This is a genomic window from Devosia honganensis, assembly GCF_042648785.1.
Lineage (GTDB): Bacteria > Pseudomonadota > Alphaproteobacteria > Rhizobiales > Devosiaceae > Devosia > Devosia honganensis.
In genome coordinates, this window is record NZ_JBHRYD010000010.1 from 277,087 (window position 1) to 302,849 (window position 25,763).

At 66.3% G+C, this 25,763-nt stretch carries 29 protein-coding genes; 14 read left to right on the plus strand and 15 right to left on the minus strand.

Annotated elements, in window-relative coordinates; translation table 11 throughout:
* Positions 1–45: 45 nt before the first annotated feature.
* Entirely contained in the window at positions 46–1,536 is a 1,491-nt protein-coding gene (gene glpK, locus ACFOOL_RS12325; protein WP_380097398.1) for a glycerol kinase GlpK, read from the plus strand.
* 6 nt (positions 1,537–1,542) lie between these two features.
* Here glpK and ACFOOL_RS12330 read toward each other — a convergent pair whose 3' ends face one another.
* On the minus strand, positions 1,543–2,358 hold the full coding sequence (locus ACFOOL_RS12330; RefSeq protein WP_380097399.1) for a DUF1499 domain-containing protein: 816 nt from the start codon (positions 2,356–2,358) through the stop codon (positions 1,543–1,545).
* 100 nt (positions 2,359–2,458) lie between these two features.
* Positions 2,459–3,088, minus strand: a complete 630-nt coding sequence (pdxH, locus tag ACFOOL_RS12335; protein WP_380097400.1) for a pyridoxamine 5'-phosphate oxidase — start codon at positions 3,086–3,088, stop codon at positions 2,459–2,461.
* A 134-nt stretch (positions 3,089–3,222) separates the two neighbouring features.
* Here pdxH and ACFOOL_RS12340 point away from each other — a divergent pair, with 134 nt between their 5' ends.
* Positions 3,223–4,164 carry a DnaJ C-terminal domain-containing protein gene (locus ACFOOL_RS12340; protein WP_380097401.1) on the plus strand — a complete coding sequence of 314 codons (942 nt, stop codon included), beginning with the start codon at positions 3,223–3,225 and terminating at the stop codon, positions 4,162–4,164.
* Between the two features lie 15 nt (positions 4,165–4,179).
* On the opposite strand, the gene ACFOOL_RS12345 is transcribed toward ACFOOL_RS12340, so the two are convergent.
* A complete protein-coding gene (locus tag ACFOOL_RS12345; protein ID WP_380097402.1) occupies positions 4,180–5,118 on the minus strand; it encodes an L-threonylcarbamoyladenylate synthase in 939 nt (312 codons plus the stop codon).
* A gap of 63 nt (positions 5,119–5,181) precedes the next feature.
* On the opposite strand from ACFOOL_RS12345, the gene ACFOOL_RS12350 reads away from it, so the two are divergent.
* The 4 genes from ACFOOL_RS12350 to ACFOOL_RS12365 all read left to right on the plus strand — a co-directional run bounded on the left by ACFOOL_RS12350 (position 5,182) and on the right by ACFOOL_RS12365 (position 7,825).
* Positions 5,182–6,108 (plus strand): histone deacetylase family protein, encoded by a 927-nt coding sequence (locus tag ACFOOL_RS12350; protein WP_380097403.1) that lies wholly within the window; start codon positions 5,182–5,184, stop codon positions 6,106–6,108.
* 29 nt (positions 6,109–6,137) lie between these two features.
* Positions 6,138–6,389, plus strand: coding sequence for an exodeoxyribonuclease VII small subunit (locus ACFOOL_RS12355; protein ID WP_380097404.1), 252 nt, complete (start codon positions 6,138–6,140; stop codon positions 6,387–6,389).
* Positions 6,390–6,494: 105 nt separating this feature from the next.
* Positions 6,495–7,094 (plus strand): SCO family protein, encoded by a 600-nt coding sequence (locus ACFOOL_RS12360; RefSeq protein ID WP_380097405.1) that lies wholly within the window; start codon positions 6,495–6,497, stop codon positions 7,092–7,094.
* Positions 7,091–7,825, plus strand: a complete 735-nt coding sequence (locus ACFOOL_RS12365; protein ID WP_380097406.1) for a TlyA family RNA methyltransferase — start codon at positions 7,091–7,093, stop codon at positions 7,823–7,825. Before ACFOOL_RS12360 ends, ACFOOL_RS12365 begins: the two co-directional genes overlap by 4 nt.
* A gap of 15 nt (positions 7,826–7,840) precedes the next feature.
* Here the strand turns inward: ACFOOL_RS12365 and ACFOOL_RS12370 are convergent, their stop codons facing one another.
* From ACFOOL_RS12370 to ACFOOL_RS12385, 4 genes are all read right to left on the minus strand, one after another.
* Positions 7,841–8,344, minus strand: a complete 504-nt coding sequence (locus ACFOOL_RS12370) for a CAP domain-containing protein (protein ID WP_380097408.1) — start codon at positions 8,342–8,344, stop codon at positions 7,841–7,843.
* Between the two features lie 14 nt (positions 8,345–8,358).
* Positions 8,359–9,207, minus strand: a complete 849-nt coding sequence (locus ACFOOL_RS12375) for an aminoglycoside phosphotransferase family protein (protein ID WP_380097409.1) — start codon at positions 9,205–9,207, stop codon at positions 8,359–8,361.
* A 113-nt stretch (positions 9,208–9,320) separates the two neighbouring features.
* Positions 9,321–10,739, minus strand: a complete 1,419-nt coding sequence (uxaC, locus tag ACFOOL_RS12380; RefSeq protein ID WP_380097410.1) for a glucuronate isomerase — start codon at positions 10,737–10,739, stop codon at positions 9,321–9,323.
* A gap of 92 nt (positions 10,740–10,831) precedes the next feature.
* Positions 10,832–11,575: a GntR family transcriptional regulator gene (locus ACFOOL_RS12385; protein WP_380097411.1), complete on the minus strand. Its 744-nt coding sequence runs from the start codon at positions 11,573–11,575 to the stop codon at positions 10,832–10,834.
* A 257-nt stretch (positions 11,576–11,832) separates the two neighbouring features.
* Between ACFOOL_RS12385 and dgoD the strand changes: the two genes are divergently transcribed.
* The 6 genes from dgoD to rpsU all read left to right on the plus strand — a co-directional run bounded on the left by dgoD (position 11,833) and on the right by rpsU (position 16,452).
* Positions 11,833–12,972: a galactonate dehydratase gene (gene dgoD, locus ACFOOL_RS12390; protein WP_380097413.1), complete on the plus strand. Its 1,140-nt coding sequence runs from the start codon at positions 11,833–11,835 to the stop codon at positions 12,970–12,972.
* 60 nt (positions 12,973–13,032) lie between these two features.
* A complete protein-coding gene (locus ACFOOL_RS12395; RefSeq protein WP_380097414.1) occupies positions 13,033–13,719 on the plus strand; it encodes an amino acid ABC transporter permease in 687 nt (228 codons plus the stop codon).
* Between the two features lie 13 nt (positions 13,720–13,732).
* Positions 13,733–14,380 (plus strand): amino acid ABC transporter permease, encoded by a 648-nt coding sequence (locus tag ACFOOL_RS12400; RefSeq protein ID WP_380097415.1) that lies wholly within the window; start codon positions 13,733–13,735, stop codon positions 14,378–14,380.
* Positions 14,370–15,140 carry an amino acid ABC transporter ATP-binding protein gene (locus ACFOOL_RS12405; protein ID WP_380097416.1) on the plus strand — a complete coding sequence of 257 codons (771 nt, stop codon included), beginning with the start codon at positions 14,370–14,372 and terminating at the stop codon, positions 15,138–15,140. The genes ACFOOL_RS12400 and ACFOOL_RS12405 overlap by 11 nt, the downstream gene beginning before the upstream one ends.
* 25 nt (positions 15,141–15,165) lie before the next feature.
* The gene (locus ACFOOL_RS12410; protein ID WP_380097417.1) at positions 15,166–15,978 is read left to right on the plus strand and encodes a transporter substrate-binding domain-containing protein; all 813 of its coding nucleotides are present in this window, start codon (positions 15,166–15,168) and stop codon (positions 15,976–15,978) included.
* Positions 15,979–16,185: 207 nt separating this feature from the next.
* Positions 16,186–16,452, plus strand: a complete 267-nt coding sequence (rpsU, locus tag ACFOOL_RS12415) for a 30S ribosomal protein S21 (protein ID WP_380097418.1) — start codon at positions 16,186–16,188, stop codon at positions 16,450–16,452.
* A gap of 15 nt (positions 16,453–16,467) precedes the next feature.
* On the opposite strand, the gene ACFOOL_RS12420 is transcribed toward rpsU, so the two are convergent.
* The 4 genes from ACFOOL_RS12420 to ACFOOL_RS12435 all read right to left on the minus strand — a co-directional run bounded on the left by ACFOOL_RS12420 (position 16,468) and on the right by ACFOOL_RS12435 (position 20,060).
* The gene (locus ACFOOL_RS12420) at positions 16,468–16,758 is read right to left on the minus strand and encodes a hypothetical protein (RefSeq protein WP_380097420.1); all 291 of its coding nucleotides are present in this window, start codon (positions 16,756–16,758) and stop codon (positions 16,468–16,470) included.
* A 204-nt stretch (positions 16,759–16,962) separates the two neighbouring features.
* Complete coding sequence (locus tag ACFOOL_RS12425; protein WP_380097422.1) at positions 16,963–17,217, minus strand: hypothetical protein; 255 nt, start codon at positions 17,215–17,217, stop codon at positions 16,963–16,965.
* A gap of 117 nt (positions 17,218–17,334) precedes the next feature.
* Positions 17,335–17,541 (minus strand): cold-shock protein, encoded by a 207-nt coding sequence (locus tag ACFOOL_RS12430; protein ID WP_380097423.1) that lies wholly within the window; start codon positions 17,539–17,541, stop codon positions 17,335–17,337.
* A 251-nt stretch (positions 17,542–17,792) separates the two neighbouring features.
* A complete protein-coding gene (locus tag ACFOOL_RS12435) occupies positions 17,793–20,060 on the minus strand; it encodes an NADP-dependent malic enzyme (RefSeq protein WP_380097425.1) in 2,268 nt (755 codons plus the stop codon).
* Between the two features lie 296 nt (positions 20,061–20,356).
* On the opposite strand from ACFOOL_RS12435, the gene ACFOOL_RS12440 reads away from it, so the two are divergent.
* Positions 20,357–20,806, plus strand: a complete 450-nt coding sequence (locus ACFOOL_RS12440; RefSeq protein ID WP_380097426.1) for a universal stress protein — start codon at positions 20,357–20,359, stop codon at positions 20,804–20,806.
* Positions 20,807–20,846: 40 nt separating this feature from the next.
* Here the strand turns inward: ACFOOL_RS12440 and ACFOOL_RS12445 are convergent, their stop codons facing one another.
* From ACFOOL_RS12445 to ACFOOL_RS12460, 4 genes are all read right to left on the minus strand, one after another.
* Positions 20,847–21,254 (minus strand): hypothetical protein, encoded by a 408-nt coding sequence (locus ACFOOL_RS12445; protein WP_380097427.1) that lies wholly within the window; start codon positions 21,252–21,254, stop codon positions 20,847–20,849.
* Positions 21,255–21,441: 187 nt separating this feature from the next.
* Entirely contained in the window at positions 21,442–23,577 is a 2,136-nt protein-coding gene (locus ACFOOL_RS12450; RefSeq protein ID WP_380097429.1) for a GumC family protein, read from the minus strand.
* A gap of 58 nt (positions 23,578–23,635) precedes the next feature.
* Positions 23,636–24,979, minus strand: a complete 1,344-nt coding sequence (locus ACFOOL_RS12455; RefSeq protein WP_380097430.1) for an O-antigen ligase family protein — start codon at positions 24,977–24,979, stop codon at positions 23,636–23,638.
* Entirely contained in the window at positions 24,980–25,513 is a 534-nt protein-coding gene (locus tag ACFOOL_RS12460; protein ID WP_380097431.1) for a hypothetical protein, read from the minus strand. It abuts the gene before it with no gap.
* On the opposite strand from ACFOOL_RS12460, the gene ACFOOL_RS12465 reads away from it, so the two are divergent.
* Positions 25,512–25,661, plus strand: coding sequence for a hypothetical protein (locus tag ACFOOL_RS12465; RefSeq protein ID WP_380097432.1), 150 nt, complete (start codon positions 25,512–25,514; stop codon positions 25,659–25,661). The genes ACFOOL_RS12460 and ACFOOL_RS12465 overlap by 2 nt on opposite strands.
* The last annotated feature ends 102 nt before the right edge of the window (positions 25,662–25,763 follow it).

A 25,763-nucleotide genomic window follows, 5' to 3' on the forward strand; every position in this document is an offset into this window, starting at 1 on the left:
AACACAAAGATCGAGCGGGAAGGCAATTCCCCGGGGGAGCAGCACATGACCAAATTCATCCTGGCCATCGACCAGGGCACGACCTCGAGCCGGGCCATATTGTTCGACGCCGAGCGGCGCATCGCCGGGATCGGCCAGAAGGAATTCACCCAGATCTTCCCGCAGGATGGCTGGGTCGAGCACGATCCGGAGGAAATCTGGGAGAGCGTCGTCTGGTCGGTACGGACGGCACTGAAGGAGGCCGGCGCCGAGGCGGGCCAGATCGGCGCCATCGGCATCACCAATCAGCGCGAGACGGTGGTGATCTGGGACCGGGAAACCGGCAGGCCCATCCACAACGCCATCGTCTGGCAGGACCGGCGCACCGCCGCCCTCTGCGCCCGGCTGCGCGAAGACGGGCATGAGGAGCTGTTCACCCAAAGGACCGGCCTGCTGCTCGATCCCTATTTCTCCGGCACCAAGGTCAAATGGCTGCTCGACAAGGTCGAGGGCGCGCGCCAGCGGGCCGAAAGGGGCGAATTGGCCTTCGGCACGGTGGACAGCTTCCTCATCTGGCGGCTGACGGGCGGCAAGGTGCATGCGACCGACGCCACCAATGCCGGCCGTACCCTGCTCTACGACATCGGCGGCAATCACTGGGACGAGGAGCTTTGCAGGCTGCTCGACGTGCCCATGGCCCTGTTGCCGGAGGTCAAGGACTGCGCCGACGATTTCGGCGCGACCGAGGAAAAGCTGTTCGGCGCCGCCATTCCCATTCTCGGGGTGGCGGGGGACCAGCATGCGGCCACGATCGGCCAGGCCTGTTTCGCGCCGGGCATGGTCAAGTCGACCTACGGCACCGGCTGCTTCGCCCTGCTCAATACCGGCAAGGACATGGTGCGCTCTGAAAACCGGCTCCTGACCACCATCGCCTACCGCCTCGGCGGGGAAACCACCTATGCGCTGGAAGGCTCGATCTTCGTCGCCGGCGCGGCGGTGCAATGGATTCGCGACGGGCTGAAACTGGTGAAGCATGCCAGCGAGACCGGGCCGCTGGCGCAGTCGGCCGATCCCGGCCAGCACGTCTATATGGTGCCTGCCTTTGTCGGGCTGGGCGCGCCGTGGTGGGATGCGGAAGCGCGCGGCGCCATTTACGGCCTCACCCGCAATTCGGGCCCCGCCGAGATCGCCCGCGCCGCGCTGGAGGCGGTCTGCTACCAGACGCGCGACCTGCTCGAAGCCATGCGCAAGGACTGGAAAGGCCATGACGGCGACACGGTGCTGCGCGTCGATGGGGGCATGGTCGCCTCGGACTGGACCATGCAGTTCCTCGCCGACATTCTCGACGCGCCGGTCGATCGGCCCACCATTCTGGAAACCACCGCGCTGGGTGCGGCCTGGCTTGCGGGCATGAAGGCGGGCCTGTGGCCGGGCATGGAGGAGTTTTCCCGAAGCTGGGCGCGCGACCGGCGCTTCGAGCCGGCCATGGATGCGGAGCTGCGCCAGGCCAAGATCGCAGGCTGGGACCGGGCGGTGCAGCGGACCTTGAGTCCTTAGGCGATCTCAGCCGCTCTCGCTCTCGACGTCCGGGCTGGGCTCCGCCTCCAACGGGACGGGTTCGTCGATGCCGGGATTGTCGCGCAGGAAAGTGGTGACCTCATTGTCCAGCGCCACCATGAATTCGCTGATGCGGTTGCCGTTGGAGCCGAAATCATGGGGCGCGCCGATGGAGGCCGAGCGCATGTCGACGGCTGCGCCCTCGGGCGCGGGGAAGACGCGCAGCACCGCCTCTTCCCGCCAGCCCGGCAGGGTGAGGATGCGGGCGTTGAGGCGGCCGGCGCCGTCCGGCCCGCCGGGCTCGCGGCGCAGGCGAATCTCCCAGCCCCGCGACTGCACCAGGCGCTCGGCCAGCGCGAAAAGCTGGACCGGGTCGAGCGGATAGGAGCGGGTGGCGGCATTGGGAAAGCGGCGGCCCTGCTCGTCCGGCGGCAGCAGGCGCGGCGGGGGCATGGCCGCCGTATCGGGCTCGAAGATCAGCGGTAGCTGGTTGCGCGGGGCCGTGGCCATGTCGGTGACGACCGGATAGTGCCACGCCAGATAGCCATACCAGGCGAAGGGCGCGGCACAGGCCAGCGCCAGAACCAGGCCGGAAAGCGCCCTGTCCCAGCCCCGGTCCCCGGTCTGCCACAGCCGCACCAGGGCGATGAGCGCCACCAGCACGGCGAGCCCGGCCACGGCGCAGGCGGCCAGCGCCACCACGAGGAAATTGGCCGAATCCAGAAATCCTTCCCGGTGCATGAGCACCGGCAGCACGGTGAGCGGCACGGCCAGGCTTCCCAGCCGGCGCGCCCAGACCGCCCATTTCGAGGTTCGTAACACTATCCGCACGCCGGCCGATCCCCCAGTTTCCGCCCGCCAGCATAGGCGCAAGGTGTTTCCCTTGTTTGAAGAACGTGCCGGCGGCGGTCCGCCTTCGTCCCTAGGGATAGAGCCGCGCGCTGGACCAGCTTCCCCCATCCCCCTCGCGGGTGAAGCGAACGCGGTCATGGAGGCGGAATTCGCCGTCCTTCCAGAACTCGATGCTGCGCGGCACGAGGCGGAAGCCGGACCAGTGGGCGGGGCGCGGCGCATCGCCATCGCCGATGCGCGCGGTCAGCGCCGCGACCTCGTCGAGCAGTTGCCGGCGGCTGGCCAGCGGCCGCGACTGGAGCGAGGCGGCGGAAGCGATGCGGCTGCCCTTGGGGCGCGAAGCGAAATAGTCGTCGGCCTCGTCCGGGGTCACCACGTCCACCCTGCCGCGCATGCGCACCTGCCGGCGCAGCGATTTCCAGTGCATGACCATGGCCGCCTGGGGATTGGCGAGCAACTGCCGGCCCTTGTCGCTGTCAAAATTGGTGAAGAAGCAAAAGCCCCGCGCATCGCGCCGGTTGAGCAGCACCATGCGCACGTCCGGCAGGCCGGCTTCGTCGGCACTGGCCAGCGCCATGGCATGCGGATCGTTGGGTTCGCTTTCCTCGGCGAGGGCGAGCCATTCCTCGAAAACGGCGAAGGGATCGAGGTCGGTGCGATCGCCATCGTCGAAAAGGCGTTCGGTCAGGGTTTGCAGCATGATGGTCTTTCCCGCGACTGGCCCGCGGCACAACTGGACAATGCCAAGGGGCATCGCCATATAGAACGGCAATGACGGGGCAAACAATGCCCCAATGACGGCGGGTTGCGGCCCGCGAACCAAGATTGGACCAAATGCGCGATCCTTACACCGTCCTCGGGGTGTCGCGGTCCGCAAGCGAGAAGGACATCAAGTCCGCCTATCGCAAGCTGGCCAAGAAATTCCACCCCGACCAGAACCCGAACGATCCTTCCGCCCACGGCAAGTTCGCCGAGGCGACGCATGCCTATGACCTGCTCAACGACAAGGAGAAGCGGGGCCAGTACGACCGCGGCGAAATCGACGCCGAGGGCAATCCGCGCTTCGCCGGCTTCGGCAATGGCGGTTTTGGCGGCGGGGCCAGCCGCGGCGCCCGTCCCGGTGCCGGGGCCGGCGCTTTTTCGGCGGAGGACATCCTCAAGGAATTCATGAGCGGCTTCGGCGGCCAGCCGCGCGGCGGCGCCCGGGGCGGGGCCCAGTGGGACCCCTTTGCCGGGACCGGCACGGCCGGCGGCGCGGGCATGCGCAGCAAGGGCGAGGACATCGTCGTCAATGTGGCGATTTCGCTCGAGGACGCCCACAAGGCCGCCTCGGTGCCGGTGCGCATGCCCTCGGGCAAGATGCTCTCGGTCAAGCTGCCCGAGAAGGTGGAGGAAGGCCAGCAGATCCGCCTCAAGGGGCAGGGCGCGGCCAATCCCCTGGGCGAGCCCGGCGACGCGCTGGTGACCATACGCTTCGAAAAATCCAAGAGCTTCCGGCGCGACGGCCATGACGTGCGCACCGACGTTCCGGTCACGCTCTACGAGGCGGTGCTGGGCGCCAAGGTGCGCGTGCCGACGCTGGACGGGCCGGTGGAGCTCAACCTGCCGCCGGGCGTCGATACCTCCAAGGCCCTGCGTCTCAAGGGCAAAGGGCTTTATGGCGATGGCGACCTATACGTGAACGTCCGCGTCGTGCTGCCCCCGGGCGGCGACGCCGACCTCGAAGCCCTGGCCCGCTTCATGCGCGACCAAAAACCCTACAAGGTGCGGGATTAGGCCGGCCAGTGCCCTTCAATCGCGCGGCGCGGCAGCGCGTTGCAGGCGGTCGTTGATGGCCTCGCCCAGCCCGGACCGGGGGATCGGCGCGACCGCGATGGTCCGGGCGCCTTCGGCATCGAGCGCCGCGATCATGGCAAAGAGATTGCGGGCCGCCTCGCGCAGATCGCCGCTTTCCGACAGGTTCAGCGTCGGCCCCGCGAACGGGGTGGCCGCGCCGAAAGCCAGATAGGCCTCGCCGGGACGCGGCGTGGCCTCGAGCCGCATCCTCGCCTCGGGCGCATAGTGGTTGAGCAGCATGCCCGGCGCCGAAACCGCCGCGCCGGATGCGGCCCGCTCCACCGCAACGCCCGTCGCCGCCTCGATCTCCTCGCGCGACAGCGCCCCGGCGCGCAACTGGATCAGACGCTCGCCCTCGATGGCGAGGATGGTCGATTCCACCCCCTTGGCGCAGGGGCCGCCATCGAGCACCGGCACCTTGCCGCCAAAGCCGCGGCGCACCTGTGCGGCGGTGGTGGGCGAGAGTTTTCCGGACGGGTTGGCGGAGGGCGCGGCCAGCGGGCGGCCGGTCGCGCGCAGCAGCGCCAGCGCCAGTTCGTGATCGGGCACCCGCAGCGCCACCGTCATCAGCCCGGCGGTGACGATGTCGGCAAGCCCGTGGCCCGGCCGCAACGGCAGCACCAGGCTCAGCGGCCCCGGCCAGAAGGCCTGGGCGAGGCGCCGGGCCGGATCGGAGAACAGGGCGAGCCGCTCGGCCATGGCAAGGTCGGCGCAATGGACGATGAGCGGATTGAACCGCGGCCGGCCCTTGGTTTCGTAGATGGACAGAACCGCCTCGGCATTGGTGGCGTCGGCGCCCAGGCCATAGACGGTTTCCGTGGGGAAGGCGCAGAGCCGCCCCGCCCGCAGCAGGGCGGCGGCATCCTCGATGGTCCGGGGGTCGGGATCGGTCATGGCGGCTGTTTGACAACAGGCCCGGCCCGCGTCAAGACGAAGAACGATGCCAAGGAGAGCGCGGTGACGACACTTCTGGTCAGCCAGCCCAATTTCGCCGATCATCGCACCCCGGAGGGCCATCCCGAGCGCGCCGACCGGATCAGGGCGGTGGACGAGGCGCTGGCCGCGCCCCGCTTCGAGGCATTGGTGCGGCGCGAAGCCCCCCATGGCGATTTGATGCTGGCGGAACTGGTGCACGATCCGCACTATCTGGGGCTTTTGCGCGGTGCGCGGCCGGCCGAGGGCATTGGCCAGCTCGATGCGGACACCTTCATTTCCGACCGGTCGCTGGATACCGCCGCCACGGGGCTGGGCGGCGCGCTGGCGGCGCTCGATGCGGTCTTGCTGGGCGAGGCGGACAATGCCTTCTGCGCCATCCGCCCGCCCGGCCACCATGCCGAGATCGCCCGCCCCATGGGCTTCTGCCTTATCAACACCATCGCCATAACGGCGCGCGAGGCGCAGCGGAAATATGGGGCGGAGCGTATCGCCATCGTCGATTTCGACGTGCATCACGGCAATGGCACCCAGGACATATTCAAGGACGACCCCGACGTCTTCTATGCCTCGAGCCACCAGATACCGCTCTATCCCGGGACGGGCGATCCGGGCGAGACCGGGGCGGGCAACATCGTCAATGCCGGGCTCAGCCCGGGCTCGGGCGGCGAGGCCATGCGCGAGGCCTATCGCGACGCCATCCTGCCGGCGCTGGACGATTTCGCGCCCGACATCGTGCTGATCTCGGCCGGCTTCGACGCTCATATCCGCGATCCCCTGGCCCAACTGGAATGGGTGGACGAGGATTTCCGCTGGGTCACGGGAAAGTTGATGGAAGTGGCCGGGCGGCGCTGCAGCAACCGCATTGTGTCGCTGCTCGAAGGTGGCTATGACCTCGAGGGCCTTGCCGGGGGCGCCAGCCAGCACGTGGCGACGCTGCTCGAGGGATGAATGCCAATCTGAACGGAACCGGGTGACCCATGGCCGATAATGCACATGACGATGTGAAATCGCTGAGCTTCGAGGCAGCGCTGGAGCAGCTCGAGCAGATCGTGCAGAAGCTGGAGAGCGGCCGGGCGCCGCTGGCCGAATCCATCGCCATCTATGAGCGCGGCGAAGCGCTCAAGGCCCATTGCGAGGCGCTGCTGCGCACCGCCGAGGCCCGCATCGAGAAGATTACCCTCTCGCGCGAGGGCAAGCCCACCGGCACCGAGCCGCTCGACGCCAATTAGGCGAAGCCGCGTCATCGTGGCCAATCGACAGCATGGTCCGTTCGGCTCATCAAGGAGCAGGCAATCTGCTGTGTTGGGGCGGTCAGGCGCCCGTGGGATCATGCGATGACGAAGAACAAGACGCTGCGTAATTTCCGGATCGTGCTGTGGGTGCTGGTCGCCGTGGCGGCCATCGGCGCTACCGCGCTCTACACCTTCCGGCCGCCGCAACGGCCACTGGGCATCACCGGGCAGGAATTCGCGCTCGCCTCGACCAAGGGCGGCACCTTCACCCAGAACGATCTGCGCGGCGAACCCAGCCTGATCTTTTTCGGCTACACCTTCTGCCCCGACGTCTGCCCCACCACCATGGCCGAAACCACCGCCTGGCGGGCCCAGCTCGGGCTGTCGGCCGACGATCTGCGCATCATCTTCGTGACGGTGGACCCCGAGCGCGACACGCCCGAAATGGTCAAGGACTATGTGGAAGGCTTCGATCCCACGGTCATCGGCCTCGTGGGCGACGTCGAGGAAACCGAAAACGCCAAGGCCGCCTTTGGCGTCTTCTCGGAAAAATCGGGCGATGTGGACAGCGAATTCTACCTCGTCGACCATACCGCCCTCACCTTCCTGATCGACCGGAACGGCAGTTTCCAGGGCACCATCTCCTATCAGGAAGCCAGCGATACCGCGCTCGCCAAGATCAGGCGGCTGACGGAGAGGTGAGCCGCATCCGGCTCGACCTGATGCTGGAGCGGCGCGGCCTGCTGCCCAGCCGGGCGCGGGCCCGCGACGCCATCCTGCGCGGCACGGTAAAAGTCAACGGCGAGACGGTGCGCAAGCCCAACCGCATGGTCGGCGAAACCGACATGCTGGAACTGGAGGACCCGGCGGCGCCCTATGTCTCGCGCGCGGCATTGAAGCTGCTGGCGGGGCTGGAGGCGGGCGCGATCGATCCAAGGGGCAAGATCTGCCTCGATATCGGCGCCTCGACCGGCGGCTTCACCCAGGTGCTGCTGGAGCGGGGCGCCGCACATGTCTATGCGGTGGATGTGGGCCAGGAGCAGTTGCATGAAAGCCTGCGCGGCGATGCGCGGGTCACCAGCCTCGAGGGGTGCAATGCCCGCGACCTCGATACGGGCATCGTTCCCGAACCCGTCGACCTCCTCGTCTGCGATATCAGCTTCGTCTCGGTGACCAAGGTGCTCGAGGCGCCCCTGCGCCTCTGCAGGCCCCGCGCCGATGCGGTCATCCTGTTCAAGCCGCAATTCGAGGTCGGCCGCGAGCATGTGGGCAAGGGCGGCATCGTCACCGATGCGGCAGCGGCCGGGCGGGCGATGGAAATAGTGACCGGCTTCGTTAAGGCGCAGGGCTTCACGCTCCGGGCCAGCCTGCCCTCCCCCATTGCCGGCGGCGACGGCAACCGCGAAACCGTGCTGGTGTTCGCGCGAGGTTAGGCTCGGCGTTCCCTCTCAGGCGTACCAGGCCTCGAAGGGGCCGCCGGCGATCAGCGCCCAATAGAGCCTGCCCGAATTGGTGCGGGCGAAGGCGAGGCCGAATTCGGTGAACTTGGCCGAGAGCAGCGTGTTGCGGTGCCCCTGCGAGGCCAGCCAGCCCTCGATCGCCTGGGGCAGCGTCGCATAGCCCTTGGCGACGTTTTCGCCCACGGCACCGTGATAGCCGGCCTCGGTGACGCGCTGGCGCAGCGTGACGCCCAGATCGTGGCTCAATTTGTCCTGCCGGGCCATGAGGCGCGCCTGCGAGCGGGCCGCCGCCTCCAGTTGCGGATCGTAGCGCCAGGGCCCGGCGCCATTGGAGCGGCGCACGGCATTGATCGTCGTCAGGATCTGCTCGCGCGTCAAATCCTCCGGCCGGCTGGAGGTATTGGCCGGCAGCGGCGGAATCGTCGCGGCGCAGGCCGACAGCAGCGAAGCGGCGCCCATGACGAGGACGGCGCGGCGCGAATATGGGGACATGATCGGGTTCCGCCTCATGCCTGGTCGTAGGCGCTCAGCAGATGCGGCAGCACCGCCAGGTCCACGGTGATGGCATTGCCTGCCGCGAGGTCCCAACAGGCCGAAAGGCCGGAATGGGCGGCGGCGAAGCCGATGATCCGCTTGCGGTCGAGCCCCAGCCGCGCGGCGAAGGCGTCGGCCATGGCGCTGATGCGCCTCGGGTCGGCGGCCAGCTTGATGGCGCCGGCCGGATTGCGGAAGGCATTGGCCAGTTCGTAATGGGGATCGCCGATCAGCCCCTTGGGATCGATGGCCAGCCAGCCCCGGTCGGAGGACAGGATATTGTCGTGATGCAGATCCCCGTGCAGCGGCACTTCGGCCATGGGCTTGTCGAACAGCTTGAGGGCGATGCCGGTGGCGCGGGCATAAAGGTCGCGCGCCGTGTGCGGCCAGGTGCGCGCATCGGCCTCGAACAGGGCGGAAAAGCGCTGGCGCAGCGGCATCAGTCCCTCGGGCACGTCCGGACGCGGGCGGTGGAGATTGGCGACGACGCTGGCGAAGGCGCTGGTGGCCTCCTCGTCGCGGCCATTGCGGGCCGGCTCGCCCAGCGTGCCGCCGTCGAGCCATTCCATGAAGATGGTGTCACCGTGGATGTCGAAGACGGTCGCGGCGCCTTCGCCTTCATACCATTGCAGCAGCCGCGCCCCGCGGCCCTCTTCCTCGGCGACGACCGGCTTGAGGATCTTGAGCGCGGCAAAATTGCGCCCGTTCTGCTCGACCCTGAAAATCCAGCTCCGCGCGGTTTCCGCCGCCGGCGTCGCCTTGGTGAGCGACCAGCGGATCATGGCGCGGCTGAGGGCCGTTTCGACAGGTGATTGATTCATCATGCCGCCATTAGAGCAGAAGCCGGAAGCGGATTCGACCGGTGAGTTCTGGTGGCGCGCAAAGGTGATGGAAGTTGGGCGGGATGGGGCCCCGCCCGCACCGGCATCTATGCCTAGGCGATCTTATAGGCATCCTTGGCGGCCTGGTAGCTGAGGTGCCTGGCGATGTCCTCGGCGCTGGACCGGGTGAGGCGATGCTCCGCCACCCAATTGCCGAGGAAGTGACAGACCTCGCGGCGCCAGACATCGTGGCGGGCCGGGATGGACAGGAGGGCGCGGGTGTCGTCGTTGAAGCCGGCGAGATTGTAGAAGCCGGCGGTTTCCACCACCTGGTCGAAATAGCGGCGGATGCCCTGGGGGCTGTCGTGGAACCACCAGGGTGGGCCGATCATCAGGCTGGACCAGTATCCGGCCATGGGCGCCAGCTCGCGCGCATAAGTGGTCTCGTCGAGCCCGAACAGGATGAGGCGCAGATTGGGCTCGTTGCCGCAGCGCGACAACAGGGCATCGAGCCCGCCCACATAATCGGTGGTCCGCGGGATGTCGGCGCCGAGGTCGGTGCCGCGCTCGGCGAACAGCGCCGGATCGGTATTGCGGCGCGACCCGGCATGGATCTGCATCACCATGCCGTCCTCGACCGAGAGCAGCGCCATTTCCGTCAGCATCTGGGCGCGGAACAGTTCGGCGTCGCTTGCGTCGTGCCGGCCCGAGAGCACCTTGTCGAGCAGCGCCTGCTTTTCGACGCGGGGCAGGTCGGCGGTATTGGCGGTGGGGACGCCATGGTCGGTGGCGACGGCGCCGAAGCGACGGAAATATTCGCGGCGCTTGCGGTGGGCATTGATGAGGCCGTCCCAGCGGGCGACGTCCTCGCCGGTCAGCTCCGCGAATTTTTCGAGGTTCTCGATGATGGCGGGGCGGCTGGGATCGGTGACGTCGTCGGGCCGGTAGGTGGTGCGGACCCGGCCGATCAGCCCCTCCCCTTCCATGGCCTGATGATGGGTCAGGGGATCGAGCGCGAATTCGGTGGTGGCGATCACCTCCACGTCGGCGCTGTCGAGAATGGCGCGGGGGAGCAATCGGGGCGTGGCCAGCGCTGCATCGATCGCATCGTAGATGCGGTCGGCGGTGGCCGGTGAAAGCTCCTCGTCGATACCGAACGCCCAGTGCAGCGAATGGTCGATCCAGGTCTTGGAGGGCGTTCCGGCGAACAGGTGATAATGCTGCGCAAAGAGGCGCCAGGCCGCGCGCCCGTCGGTCTCGACCGGCTTGCCGTCCTTCCGCGGAATACCCAGATCGTCGTAGTCGAGGCCCCGGCTGCGCAGCATGCGCAACACGTAATGGTCCGGCGTCAGGAACAGCGCCGTGGGATTGGAGAAGCGTCCGTTCTGCGCGAACCAGGACGGATCGGTATGGCCGTGCGGGCTGACGATGGGCAGGTCCTTCACCGCCGGATAGAGCTCGCGCGCAATGGAGCGCGCCGGCTCGGAAGCAGGGAAAAGGCGGTCGGCATGAAGGTGGGCTGGCTGGGTCATGGCGCTGTTGTGCCACGTTCGGGAAGCGGTTTCAATATCTTCCATACAAGATGAAGCCTCCGTTCCCCGCCTCCCGATACCCCCTCCCTCCCCTATCTGCGGGCGGTGCTGCTGCGCATCACCGGGCGCTCCTCGAACAGCTCGGGCCGGCGCTGGCGCAGGTCGGGAAGGCGGGTCAGGATATCGCGCGTATGTCGTGCCATGGCGGCCCGGGCCTGCTCGCCCCGCCCCTCGCAGATCGCCGTGATGAATTCGCGGTGCTGGTTGATGACGCGGATGGCGGTGTCGCGCTCGGGCAGGACGACGTGGCGCATGCGGTCGAGCTGGGCGCGGGCGGGTTCGAGATGCTTGAACACCCCGGTCAGCCCGGCGATTTCGGCGACGATCTGGTGGGTCATCTCGTCCCAATGATAGAATTCGGACCAGTTCCCGGCTTCCCAGGCGATCCGGTGAGCCTCATAGGCCCCCTCCAGCCGCGCCGTGCCGATGGCGTCGATATTTTCGGCCGCGCGCTCGGCAATGGCGCTTTCCACCGCCTCGCGCAGGAACTGGGCCTCGAAGATGGCGTCCATGCGAATCGGCGAGATGACGGTTGCCAGTTGCGGATAGCTGATCAGCAGGCCTTCTTCGGCGAGCCGGATGAAGGCCTCGCGCACCGGCGTGCGGCTCAGGGAGAGCACCGAGGCCACTTCCTGCTCGGAAATGGGCTGATTCGGCTCGAGGCGCAGCGACACGATCGCCTTCCGCAACAGGTCGTAGACCTGATGGGAGGCGCGCTGCCCCCGGTCCAGAACCGTCCCCGCCAAAGCCTGTTCCAGCATGGTTTCTTCGCCCATCGATCCTCTCTCCCGGCCGGCCTTCCGGCGCTGTGAATGCGCGTCGGACATGACCGCTTGCATTGGGACTACGCACTAGTATACTAGAGTTTGAAAAGATCGTCCCGGCCAAAATGTCTCAGGAGGAGGCCGGGCGATCGAAAAGGGAAGATGGGCCATCCCCATATCTCGCAGTTACCCCCGGGGCGTGCGCAGGCGCGGCCGGGCCCTATCCGCGCGAAAACGGTTTTCGCGCTGCACGAGGACTATTCGACCAGATGAAGATCACCGATATCCAGGCGTTCCACACCTACAGTCCCATTTCCGACTGGGTGTTCGTACGGGTGGAGACCGACCAGCCGGGCCTGGTGGGGTGGGGCGAATGCTCCCTGCCGGGCAAGCCCAATGCCCTGCTGGGCGCGGTCGAGGATCTGAAGAAGCTGGTGGTGGGGGCGGACCCCACCGATACCGAATGGTGCTGGCAGCGCATGTATCGCCACGCCTTCTGGCGCGGCGGCCCCATCCAGATCGCCGCGCTCTCGGGCGTCGACATCGCCCTTTGGGACATTCGCGGCAAGCTCGCCGGCCAGCCGGTCTACAAGGTCATGGGCGGGGCGGTGCGCGACAAGATCCGGCTCTACGCCAATTGCGGCCTCTCGACCGACCCCGAGGAGCTGCGCCGCCGCGTGCGCCACGCCGTCTCGCTGGGCTATACGGCGGTCAAGTTCTACCCGCTGCCGGCGACCAATTACGTCGAGGGCCTGTCGACCCTGCGCCAGATTGTCGCCTGCTGCGAGGCGGTGCGCGACGAAATCGGGGACGAGCGCGACTTCTGCCTCGACTTCCACGGCCGCATGAGCGCGGGCCTCGCGGTCGAGGTCGAGGCGGCCATCCGGCACACCAAGCCCTTGTGGATCGAGGAGCCGGTGCTGCCCGAAACGCCCAAGGCGCTGCAGCGCCTGGCGGAAAAAACCGTGATCCCGATTGCGCTTGGCGAGCGCCTCTTCACCCGTTTCGCCTTCCGCGAAATCTTCGAGAACGAATTCGCCACCGTCATCCAGCCCGACGTCGCCAATGCCGGCGGCATCACCGAGATGATGAAGATCGCGGCCGTGGCCGAGACCTATGGCGTGGGCGTCGCCCCCCACAACCCCAACGGCCCGGTGCAGTCCATCGCCGGAATGCATCTTGCCGCCGCGCTGCAGAATTTCGTAATCCTCGAGCATCGCCACGAGCATCACGACTTCCTCGAACAATTGGCGACAAATATTCCCAAGGTGGGGGCGGACGGTTATGTCGGCCTGCCCACCGGACCCGGACTCGACATTTCGGTCAACGAGGATTTCGCCCACGCCAATGCCGAGGGCGAGTGGATCCCGGAAGCCTACCGGGAGGACGGGACGATTGCGGACTGGTAGGACGCTCCTCCGGCGGTGACCGGACGAGCTGGGCTGGAGCTGAGGACAGGCAGGCGCTAGATGGTTTCATACGTCTTTAACTTTTCGTTCCTGGAACGGACCTGGACCCAGTTCCTGATGGGGGCGGGCCAGACCATCGTGCTGGCCGGCTCGGCCATCGTGCTCGGTTTCATCCTGGGCGTCGTCTGTGCCGTCCTGCGCACCGGCGGCGGCCGCGTCGCTTCCACGATCGTGGGGGCCTATGTCGAGGTCATCCGCAACACGCCCCTGCTGGTGCAGATCTTCATCGTCTATTTCGGCCTGCCCACCATCGGCCTGCGCCTCTCGGCCGAGGCGTCGGCCATTATCGCGCTGGCGATCAATACCGGCGCCTATAGCAGCGAGATCATCCGTTCGGGCATCGAATCCATCGCCAGGGGACAGCTCGAGGCGGCCGAATGCCTCGGCCTCTCGCGCGTCCAGGTCTATTGGCACATCATCCTGCTGCCCGCCATCGAGCGCACCTATCCGGCGCTGTGCAGCCAGTTCGTGCTGCTCATGCTGGCGTCCTCGATCACCTCGCAGATTTCCGCGCAGGAGCTGACCGCCGAGGCCAATATCATCCAGGCCGAGACCTTCCGGTCCTTCGAGGTCTATCTCGTGGTCGCGGTGGTCTATCTGGGCCTGTCGATCCTGTTCCGCGCGGCGTTGCACCTGATCGGCGTCCTCGCCTTCGTCAGGCGCCGGCGCCTGGGCACCCCGCTGTGAGGTCGGTCACGTCATGAACACTTTCAGTACCGGCCATTTCTTCTATCTCATCGAGGCGGCGCGCTGGACCATCGTGCTCTCGCTCCTCGCCTTTGCCGGCGGCGGCATTCTGGGGCTCGTTCTGGCCCTGTGCCGGGTTTCGGAAAACCGGGTGGTGCGCTTCCTGGCCACCATCTATGTGCAGGTCATCCAGGGCACGCCGCTGCTGGTGGTGCTGTTCCTGTCCTATTACGGCCTCAGCATCATAGGCTACAATATCGACGCACTCTTGGCGGCCGGCTTCTCGCTGACGCTCTATACGGCGGCGTTCCTGGGCGAGATCTGGCGCGGCTGCATCCTCTCGGTGCCCAAGACGCAATGGGAGGCGGCCAATTGCATCGGGCTCAACCGGGCGCAGCAATACTACTATGTCGTGCTGCCCCAGGCCGTCCGCATCGCCATCCCGCCCACGGTCGGGTTCATGGTGCAGATCGTCAAGAACACTTCCCTTGCCTCGATCATCGGCTTCGTCGAACTGACGCGCGCCGGACAGGTGGTCAACAACTCGACCTTCCAGCCCTTCCTGACCTTCGTGTTCGTTGCCCTGATCTATTTTGCCATGTGCTACCCGCTCTCCCTCGCGAGCCGGTATTTCGAGAGGAGACTCAAAGTTGGCAATTAAGGATTCCCCGGCTCCCGCCGACCGGTCCGAGCCCATCATCGTCGTCGACAGCGTCTCCAAGAGCTTCGGCCCGGTAACCGTGCTCTCGGGCGTGTCGCTTGAGGTCACGCGCGGCTCGATGGTGGCCATCGTAGGCCGCTCCGGCTCCGGCAAGTCGACCCTGCTGCGCTGCATGAACGCGCTCGAGGAGATCGACGCGGGCACGATCCGGGTCTGCGGGCACAATGTGGACATGGCCGACCGCGCCACGGTGCGCCGCCTGCGCGACGATGTCGGCATGGTGTTCCAGAGCTACAACCTGTTTCCGCACCTGACGGTGCTGCGCAACATCACGCTGGCGCTGACCGCGGTGCAGAAGAAATCCAAGGCCGAGGCCGAAACCGTCGCCCGCCGCGTGCTGGGACTGGTGGGCCTCGCCGACAAGGAGGCCGCCTATCCCGAGCAGCTCTCGGGCGGACAGGCGCAGCGCGTGGCCATCGCCCGCTCGCTCGCGCTCAATCCCAAGGTCATGCTGTTCGACGAAGTCACCTCGGCCCTCGATCCGGAACTCACCGGCGAGGTCCTCAAGGTGATGGAGGATCTCGCGACCGGCGGCATGACCATGGTTCTGGTCACCCACGAAATGGGCTTCGCCAAGCGCGTCGCCGATACGGTGGTCTTCATGCATCAGGGCAAGGTCTGGGAAGCCGGGCCGCCCGAGAAGATCTTCGCCGACCCCCAGACTCCCGAGCTGAGGCAGTTCCTCAGCAGCGGGTTGTAATCCAGGTTGTAACAGGAGGAATACCATGAAACTCAATATCAAACTGCTTTCTACCGTGGCGCTCGCCAGCGTCATGATGGTGGGCCCGGCGCTGGCCGATGCGCTCGCCGACATCCGCGAGCGCGGCGAGATCGCCATCGCCATCGACCTGGGCGTGCCGCCCTGGGGCATGCTCGATGCCGACCTCAAGCCGGCCGGCGCCGACGTCGAGATCGCCACCAAGCTGGCCGAGGATCTGGGCGTGAATCTGCGCATCGTCGAGGTCACGGGCCCCAACCGCGTGCCGTTCCTCCTGACCAACAAGGCCGACATCGTCGTGTCGTCCTTCGCCATCACGCCCGAGCGTGCCGAAGTGGTGGATTTCGTACCCTACAGCGTCAACCGGCTGATCGTTTTCGCGCCCAAGGACATCGAGATGAACGGCCTCGAAGGGCTGGCGGGCAAGAATATCGGCGTGGTGCGCGGCAATCTCCAGGACACCGAGCTGACCAAGAAGGCGCCCGAGAGCACCATCCTGACGCGCTATGACGACGACGCCACCACCATCCAGGCCCTGCTTTCGGGCCAGGTCGAGGGCATGAGCGCCCCCTATGGCATCTATCTCAACCTGGCCGAGCGTTTCCCCGACCAGAATCTCGAGCCCAAGGCCGACGTCGTCCAGCAGCCGCTGGGCATTGGCCTGCGCCAGAACGAGCCGGAGCTCAAGGCCTGGCTGCTCGACTGGGCCGAAAAGAGCCATGCCGACGGCTCGCTCAACGAAGTGTTCGAGGCCTATATGGGCGGCCCGCTGCCCGACCTCACTTCCGAGTTCGAGCTGGTCCGCGCGTCGCTGCAGTAAGCCGGAAAAGCCGGCTCGTTCCGGCTGCTTCCACCAAAAATAGGAGAGGCGGGTCCGCTACCGGGCCCGCCTTTTTCGCCTCTGCCGTGGAGATTGCCCCCTTCGGTTTGGTCGCGGCGGCAAAGTCTGATAGTCATCCGCCCGAGCGGCCGTCCGGCCGCTTCCGTCTCACCACGGGGTGGGGCGAGCATCAGGTTAGGAAAGTTTTTGCAGGTTCAGGTACGCGACAACAACGTCGATCAGGCACTACGAGTTCTCAAGAAGCGCCTTCAGCGCGAAGGCGTGTTCCGGGAAATGAAGCTCCGGAAATATTACGAAAAACCCTCCGAGGCGCGGGCGCGCCAGAAGGCCGAGGCGGTGCGCCGGGCGCGCAAGAATGCCCGCAAGCAGGCCATTCGCGAGGGATTGATCGCTGCCCCCAAGCGCCCCGCGCCAATGGCCGCGCGCCCCAGGCCCGCCCCCGCAGCAACCTGAGGCGGGACGGTCTCCCTATTGCCGTTCATGACCATGGCTGCGCCCGATCCGCCGCCCGCCTCGCGGGGTGGCCGGATGGGCGGCGGCCGTGAGCTCGCGATGCAGGCTGCGGATTTCGGCGGGGCCGAGATCGACGCCGCCGATCCTGAGCATGGCGCCATGCAGGCTGACCGGAGCGGCATGCTCCATGGCGAACCGCACCGCCTTGGCGGCCGAGCGGAACCGGCGCGGGCCCTGGGCCTGCGCGGTGGCGATGTCGCTGCCGAGGAACAGATCGCCCGGCGCGTTGAGAATTTCGGTCTTCATTTGTAATGCACTTTCTTCCGGCCAGGCCGGATCTGGAGCATCGCCCGGAGGCCGGATAACGGCCGTCGGAACGGGCGACGCAATGAGTTGAGAAATTGGCTGAATGACGTGTGTGAACACGCCCGGTTCAGCGAACGCTTCCGCCAGCGCGAACGATTCGGCCCGAGGCCGGCGCAACAGGGCGGATGCGAAATTCCGCGACGTTCAGCGCTTGCTGACGGCGATGGTAAAGGGGCTGTCGTCGTGCTCCGCCAAGACCTTGGCCGCATCGGTAGGGCGCAGATCCGCCTCCGCCACCACCCGGTCATTGGTCTCGTTGCGGGATTTCACCCGGTAGAGCAGCGGCCCGCTTTCATGGGGCAGGCAGGAAATCACTTCGCAAGGGCCGGCAGGCCGATTGCTGTGGCGGGGCGCGGAACGGAGTTCCAGCATCTGGCCGACTTTATAGCGGTGTTGCATGGCGCGGCTCCGGTTCGATCGCGGAGGCACCATCGGCACCTCCGCCGTTCTCATTGCGCATCAGGACGATGCGCTCGCTGGCGCGACGCTGCGGCGTCCATCCGGACGCGCGGCGCTTCAGGCCAGTTGGATATTGATGGCGGATTCGCGTCCGTCGCGACCCTTCTCGAGGTCGTAGGAAACCTTCTGGCCATCGTCGAGGCCGGAAAGGCCGGCGCGTTCGATCGCGGACACATGGACGAAGGCGTCCTTGCCGCCGGCGTCGGGCGTAATGAAGCCGAAGCCTTTGGTGGAGTTATAGAATTTTACGGTGCCGGTAATCATTTGGCGCCCTTTCGGAATAGCTCGAAGCAAGGCAAACGAGCGGTTTCCCCCGCGCAGGATGCAACAGGGGTTCAACGTTTGCAGTTCGGAGGGAAAGCCAAGCAACCGGCCGGGCCGGAAGGATCAGTTTGCCGTCTGCGGGCAGAAACGTATGGGGTGGATCATCCACCTCAATTGCGTCCAAGTCAAGGCAGGGCGCCGACAGGCCCGGGAGGGCACCGCGCGAGGCGCCCTCCCCGCCTTGGAAAAGCCTAACCCACCGCCTCGGTCGCGGCGATGGCCGCCATGTTGACGATGCCGCGCGAGGTCACCGTGGGCGCCAGGATATGGGCCGGCTGCGCCGTGCCCATCAGGATGGGGCCGATATGCAGCCCGTTATTGAGCTCCTTGAGCAGGGTCATGGAGAGGTTGGCCGCCTCCAGATTCGGGAAGATCAGCAGGTTGGCCTCGCCCTTGAGCACGGAATCGGGAATATAGCGCTCGCGCAGCCCGGCATTGACCGCCAGATCGCCCTGCATTTCCCCGTCCACCACCAGATCGGGCGCCGCGAGCTTGAGCTTGTCGTAGACGGCGCGCATCTTCTGGCTGGTGTCGCCGTCGCGCGAGCCGAAGTTGGAATAGGACAGCAGGGCCGCCTTCGCCTCGATGCTGAACCGCTTGAGATGATTGCGCGCCTGCAGGGTGATCGAGACCAGTTCGTCCTCGCTCGGGTCGATATTGGCGTAGGTATCGGCCAGGAAGAACACGCCGCGATCCAGGATCAGCATGGACAGCGCCGAGAGCTGGCTGGCATCGGGCGCCACCCCGATCACCGAATGGATATCGCGGGCGTGCTTGATGAAGCGTCCCTGCAGGCCGCAGATCAGCGCATCGGCCTCGCCCCGGCGCACGGCCAGCGCGCCGATCACCGTGGTATTGGTGCGCACGATGGTGCGGGCCGTGTCGGGGGTGACGCCCTTGCGGCCGACCAGGGCGTGGAATTCCTCGACATAGTCGCGATAGCGCGGGTCGTCCTCGGGATTGATGACCTCGAAATCTTGGCCGAGGCGGATGGTCAGCCCGAAGCGCTCGAGCCGCGATTCGATGACCGAGGGCCGCCCGATCAGGATCGGCTTGCCGATACGGTCCTCGAGGATGACCTGGGCGGCGCGCAGCACGCGCTCGTCCTCGCCATCGGCGAAGGCGATGCGCTTGCCGGCCGATTGCGCCCGCTCGATCATCGGCTTCATCACCATGCCGGAGCGGAAGACGAAGCGGCGCAGCCGGTCGCGATAGGCGTCGAAATCGGCGATCGGCCGCGTGGCGACGCCGCTCTCCATCGCCGCCTTCGCGACCGCCGGGGCGATGCGCAGGATCAGCCGCTGGTCGAAGGGATTGGGGATCAGATAATCGGGCCCGAAAATAGCGGGCACGCCATGCGTCGTGGCCTCGAGCCCCGGCTCATGCGCCAGCTTGGCTATGGCATGGGCGGCGGCCGCCTTCATCTCCTCGTTGATGATGGTGGCGCCGCAATCGAGCGCCCCGCGGAAGAGGAAGGGGAAGCACAGGACGTTGTTGACCTGATTGGGATAGTCCGAGCGGCCGGTGCACACCAGCGCGTCGGGCCGCACCTGCTTGGCCAGTTCGGGCATGATTTCGGGGACGGGATTGCTGAGCGCGAGGATCAGCGGATTGGGCGCCATGCCCTTCATCATCTCGGGCTTGAGCGCCCCGGCCGCCGACAGCCCCACATAGATGTCGGCGTCCGCCATCACCTCGGCCAGTTCGGTCTTGTCGGTGTCCTGGGCGAAGGCCCCGCGCCAGCGGTCCACCGCATTGCCGCGCTTGGTGGTGACCAGCCCCTTGCTGTCGGCGATCCAGATATTCTCCCGCTGCGCGCCGACGGCGATCAGCATGTTGAGGCAGGCGATGGCCGCCGCCCCGGCTCCGGAGGTGACGATCTTGGCGGTGGCGATATCCTTTCCGGCCAGCTTCATGGCGTTGATCACCGCCGCCGCCACGATGATGGCGGTGCCGTGCTGATCGTCGTGGAAGACCGGGATGTTCATGCGCTCGCGCAGGGCTTCCTCGATCTCGAAGCATTCGGGCGCCTTGATGTCCTCCAGATTGATGCCGCCGAAGCTGGGCTCGAGCGGCGCCACGATCTCGATGAAGCGCTTGGGGTCCTGCTCGTTGACCTCGATGTCGATGGAATCGATGCCGGCGAATTTCTTGAACAGCACCGCCTTGCCTTCCATCACCGGCTTGCTGGCCAGCGCGCCGATATTGCCCAGGCCGAGGACGGCGGTGCCGTTGGAGACGACGGCCACCAGATTGCCCTTGGAGGTGTAGCGATAGGCCGCCATCGGATCGGCGGCGATTTCCTCGCAGGGCGCGGCGACGCCGGGGGAATAGGCCAGCGCCAGGTCCCGCGTATTGGCCAGCGGCTTGGTGGCGACGATCGCCAGCTTTCCGGGCCTGGGGAACTCATGGAAATGCAGCGCGTCACTCACCAGCTTTTCTTGAATTTCGCGCGACATCTACAACTCCTTCGGCCGAACCATGAACCCCCGCACCATGCCGCCGCGACGCGGCGAAATATAGCGTCGGCGTGATTTTTTCCACCAGGCGGAATCGTCTGTACGCTTTTTCCGGGCCGGCCCCGCGGCGTCATACCTCCGCCACACAATCCCGGCACAAGGCCGTCTCCCAACGGGGCTCCGGCCCCTCCTCCTGACGTTGCCTCGCCCCGCTTCGGCGGGGCTTTTTTTTCGCGCATGGACAGGGGCGGCGCCGTTCGACACTATCCAGCGGGCAGAGCGACGCTGGAGGACACATGTATAAGAGCATTCTCATCGCCACCGACGGATCGGAGCTGTCCGACAAGGGCGTGGAGCACGGCCTGGCGCTGGCCAAGGTGCTGGGCGCCGCCGTCACCCTGGTGACCGTCACGGCCAACGACCTTCTGTCGCCCTACGACATGGCGGAGGAAATGCGCCGGGGCAACAATCCGCTGGAGCTCTACCGCGAGGCGATGAACGAAAAGGCCGGCGAGATCCTCGAGGCCGCCCGCGCCAGGGCCGAGGCCGCCGGCATCGAGGCGAGGACCGTGCATGTGCCCGAGACCCCGCCCGCCGAAGGCATCATCGAAGTCGCCACCCGGCATGATTGCGATCTCATCGTCATGTCGTCCCATGGCCGGCGCGGCATCAGGCGACTGATGCTGGGCAGCCAGACCGCCGAAGTGGTGGCAACCACCCGGATTCCCGTCCTCGTGGTGCGGTGACGGCGCGGCGCGGGGCGCTTCCTATGGGAAGGCCGATCGCTCAGCCGGGCAGAGTGGGGCTCGGATCGGTGGGAGGCGTGCTGGCGAGATAGCTGATGCCCGTGCACAGCAGCAGGGCATCGTCGATGCCGTAAAGGAAGAGGTCGCTGTTATGGTGCGCGGACTTGATCCTCGCATAGAGGCTCGTCTGCATCTCGTTGAACTTGATCTGGAATTCCGCGGAAGCGACCATTTCGGCGAATTCCGCCAGGAATGCTTCGCGCTGCTCGGGCGGGAGCGCTGCGACCTCATCGAGCTCCATGACCGTCTCGATATCGGCCAGTTTCGCGTAGTCACGCAGCGCCTGGTCGCAGTCCAGTATGTTGCGCGCGTCCTCGACGCATACCGACAATATCCTGTTGTAGTATTTCTCGTAGATCCCCTCGAGGGATTGAGAGCTGTATGACATGCCATCCGCGACTGCGCCGCCGACCGTAGCGAGGCATAAAGACATCGTGGCGATGAAAAGACCGGCAAGTTTACGCATTGGCGCTCTCACTGTGCGTGAGCCCTTTTCAGGGGCAAGTGCCGGCGAGCGTAAACAAAGCCTTAAGAAAGGACAGGACTTTCCATGAACACGGTTAACGGCGGGCGGCCTAATAGGCTTCGGCGTAATAGGTGCCGTATTTGCGCTTGCCTATCGTGTGCGCGACCTGCTGCTGGTTCAGGGCGATCAAGATCGGCATGTCGGGCTTTTTCGCCTCGCTGAGCGTGCGCACCGCCTGCTTGGCTTCCCTCTGGCTGGTGCTTCCCCAGCGGCAGACATAGATGATGGCGTCGGCCAGCGATGCGATGGACTGGCCGTCCACCACCGGATTGATCGGCGGCGTGTCGATGATCACGATATCATATTGATTGCACGCGATTTCGAGGATCTGCTCGAATTTGGGTGAATCGAGAAACTGGTCGGTGGGAACGTCGCTGCGTCGCGCGCCGAAGATCAGGGTGGCTTCGGAGAACGGATCTTCCGCCACGATTTCGGAAAGCAGGTCCGCATCCTCCGCCCCCAGATATTCGAGGAGCCCCTCGGAGGGGGAGGAGCCGACCAGCAAATGCAGGCTCGGCTTGCGTAGGTCGCAGTCGATCACCATCACGCGCCGGCCCGAATATGCGTATGAGCGGGCCAGGGACAGGGCCAGGGTCGTTTTTCCCTCTCCGGGCACGGCGGAGCTGACCATGACCACCCTGCCGGGCGCGCCGCCGCCCGTCTTGGGAAGACGGTTCAATACCTTATCCAGGTCGATGCGCAGCTTTCGCACCGCTTCCGGGAACGCCGACAGGGGCGCCTCGTGGGTGAGATCGGCGGGTCCCTTCAGGCCCGCTTTTATGCGCTGGGCGGGTATCGCCGTGGAGACGGGAAGGCGCAGCACCTGCTCGGCCTGTTCCTCGCTGGTGAAGCCGCCGATGTAGTTTTCGTACACGAATGCCAGCCCCATCGCGAATGCCAGGCCGGAGAGCCCGGCCAGCGCCAGTATGAGCGACTTTCTGGGGAAGGACGGATCGAGCGGTTCCAGCGCCGGGGAGACGATGCGGCTGTCCGGAACCTGCAAGGCCGCCTGCGCCTCGACCTCCTGCAGCCGTGCGAGCAAGGTGTCGTATTGCCGAATGGCCAGTTCCGCCTTCTGCTGGAGGCTGTAGATCTTGGTCAGCAAATCGGGAGCGGTCACGTTCGTCACGATCGTGCCCCGCAAGGTTTGACGCAGGTTGCTTTCCGTCATCTCGCCATCGGCCACGGCGCCCAGCAGCCGCCGCTGGCTATCCTCCGCCAGTTCGCGCAGGCGGTCCTCGATGGTCTGCAATTGCTGCCTGAGGGGAGCGGCCTCGACCGTTTCCGCACGGCCGATCCGCTCGAGCAGCGCGCTGCGCTGGCTGCCCAGTTCGGCGGCGGCGGCGCTATCGATTGCCGCCGTCAGCGAATCCCAGTCATTTTGCGCCAGGCTCGCCGCGATATTGGCCATGGTGGTGGCGGCCGCCCCGCGACTGGCCTGGACCCGGTCGATTTCGGCGCGCAGCCCGCTGATGGCGTTTGCGGCATTCGGCGCTCCCGCCAGGCGCGACATGTTCTCGTCCAGGAATGCGTCGAAGGCGATTTCGCTGTCGGTCACGTCCTGCTGGGCGTCGATCATGCGAGCCTGCAGCAGGTCGCGGGAGGCCAGGGCACTCGACACCTTGGAGGCAAGCTGCTGCTCGATATAGGTTTCGGCGACGGCATTCGCCAGGCTGGCGGCCCGGGCGGGATCGGCGGAGGTGGCGCTGATCGATATGACATAGGTCAGCCCGCGGCGCTGCACGTCGATCGCATTGCGCAGCCTGACCATCGCCTGGCCAACCGCCTCCCTCGCGTCGGGCGGTTCGGGCGAGGCGAGATTCAGCAATGTCAGCAGCCTCGAGGTCAGCGACATGCTCACCCCGACATCCTGATCGCCGAGCACTTCCGGCCGGTTCAGGACGCGGAGCAGCACGCTGTCCGAGGCGATGATTTCCACCTCGCTATCGATGCGAAAGCTGTCTGCTGAGTTATACGAAGAACTGTCATCCGACGACAGCAGGTTTTTCTGGGTCGGATCGACCAGAACCAGCGCCGATGCCGTGTATACCGGGGTAATCAGAAATGAAACGGCCACGGCGACGGCGAGAAAAGCGGCCACGATCGCCAGGATCATCCTGGACCGGCGAAAAATCAGCCCTACAATGCTGCGCAGATCGATCTGACCACTATTCACTTCGAGCACCCCGAGATTATCGCCCAAAGCTAGGTGGAAAACCCGAATAAACGCTTACGCGTGACGGTTAATCCTTAGAGCGGCCGGCAGGCGGGCCATCGCCCCGGGTGCCGGCAAGGCCGGAGCCGAGAAGCACCGACAGAACAATGGCGTTCGCCGGGATCTCGATACTGAAATCGCTCAGCGAATGCAGCGCCACGATGGTGAGCGCCCCGATGGCGGCGGCCGATGCCTGCCATCGCTGCGAGGACAATCGCGCCTGCCCGCGCAGCAGCCGGATGGCCAGCCAGACCAGCAGCGCCGCGAGACCGAAGGCGACCGGATATCCCAATTCGACCAATATGGTCAGATAGGTGCTGTGGGCCCGCCTCCAGATCAGGTCCGGATCGACGGGCGGGCGATGGACGAGTTGGAAGGCCAGCTCGAACGTCCCTGCCCCGAAACCGGTGAAGGGACGCTTTTCCGCCAGGTGCAGGGTCTGCTCGTAAAGTGCCAGGCGCTGCACGAGGTCCGGCCCGAAGGTGATGAACCGGTCCAGGGTCACTTCCGCCAGCAACAGGCTCGCGGCCAGAAGGGCGACGCCCACGCCCAGGACGATCCAGGGCCTGGTTCGTCCATTGCTCCGCATGAACCACAACAGGCTCACCACCCCGATTGCGGCGATGGTGCAGGCGATCCCCATCCGCGACCCGGTGGCGATCAGCGCCATCAGGATCAGGAGAAACGCCGCCCCTGCCAGCACGCGTCCGGATCGTCCGCCCCCGCCTTCCAGGATCCAGGTGAAGGCCACGACCAGGCCCATTCCCAGATAGGTCGCAAAACTGTTGCGATTGACGAACGGGCCGGTCGCATATCCCAGATAGTCGGCCTTGGGGGCGCCGAATATCGTCTGGGTCGCGGATATGCTCCATAAACCCAGGATCGCATAGAGCGCGACAATCCCCAGCAGCAGCGCCTGCAGCCATATTTGCCCGGCGCTCGTCAGCGTGCCGCTCAGGACGACCAGCAGCACGCAGCAGGCGGCGTAGACCATGGCGGCCGCGAGGGTCTGGGCGGGAGCCAGGGAAATCGCCGGCCCCGCGACGGTCAGGCCCAGCGTCTCCACGGATGTCAGCGCGGGGAAGGCAGTGCCGAGCGGCAGCATCTGGACCAGCATCGCAACGATCGGCAGCACCATGAGCGCGCGGCCCCATGCAGGGATCGCGCCCGTCCGGGCGGGGAGCGACATCGCCGCAAGGCCGATAATGCCGGCCAGAACGGCGATGATGGCGCGCGGGAAGCTTTCCACGCTGCCGTAAGGCAGGGGAGATGCCGCGAGCAGGAGCACTATGCCGCCGGTCACGACGGCGCGGCCGACGCTCTCGGGCAAAAAGCGGAAACCGTTCGGCCCTGTGAGGATGGAACCGGGCATTCACTCTCCCACGATCTGGGTGACGGCATCGAGGAAGCGGGCCTGCTGCTGGGGCGAGGCCGCCGGGAGGACCCGGTTGACCGCCGGGCGGAGCGCGTCCTTCCCGACATAGTTCGCTGCGACCCAGTTCAGCCCGGACCGGCTCTCGAGCAGCAGCGCCAGATCGGCCTGCAGCAATTCCATATCGCTTTGGGACCAATGCTGGGATTGCCGGAGCAGCAGGTCCGCCCGGTTTCGGGCAAGCCAGGCCTCGCCCGGCGCCAGGGCCCGGGATCTGGCCAGATGCGTCCTTGCCTCCGCCCATCTGCCCGAGGCGGCGGCGGCCGCCGCGGCGACGAATTCCGCCTGCCCGAAGACGGGGGTGTCCTGCAGCATTTTCTCGACCAGCTTGCCGCAGAGGGCAACCGTGTCCGCCGGGGCGCCGCCGACGCTGTAGCTTCCGGCAATGGCATTCTGGCACTGCAGGAGCAATCGGGTTCGTGCGCTCAGGTCCAGTCCCAGTCCGAGACCGCCGGGGGCGTCCAGAGACGGCATGCTCCGCGCGTCGGCCACCGAAATCCCGGCGCTCGGGGCCAAGGCCAGGCTCCACCATGCCGCTGCGACGATCAAGGCCGCGCAGCCGATCGACCACGACACTCTTCTCATCACCATTGGAGCCGACGCACCGATGCTAATTGCCTAAATCAGGGCCAGGCTAGCAGAAGCGGAGAACCGTTCCAGCGCCGGGAATGGGTAACCTTACTTGCAGGATATGGGTGCGCTCCGGAGTGGGGACCGTGCAATG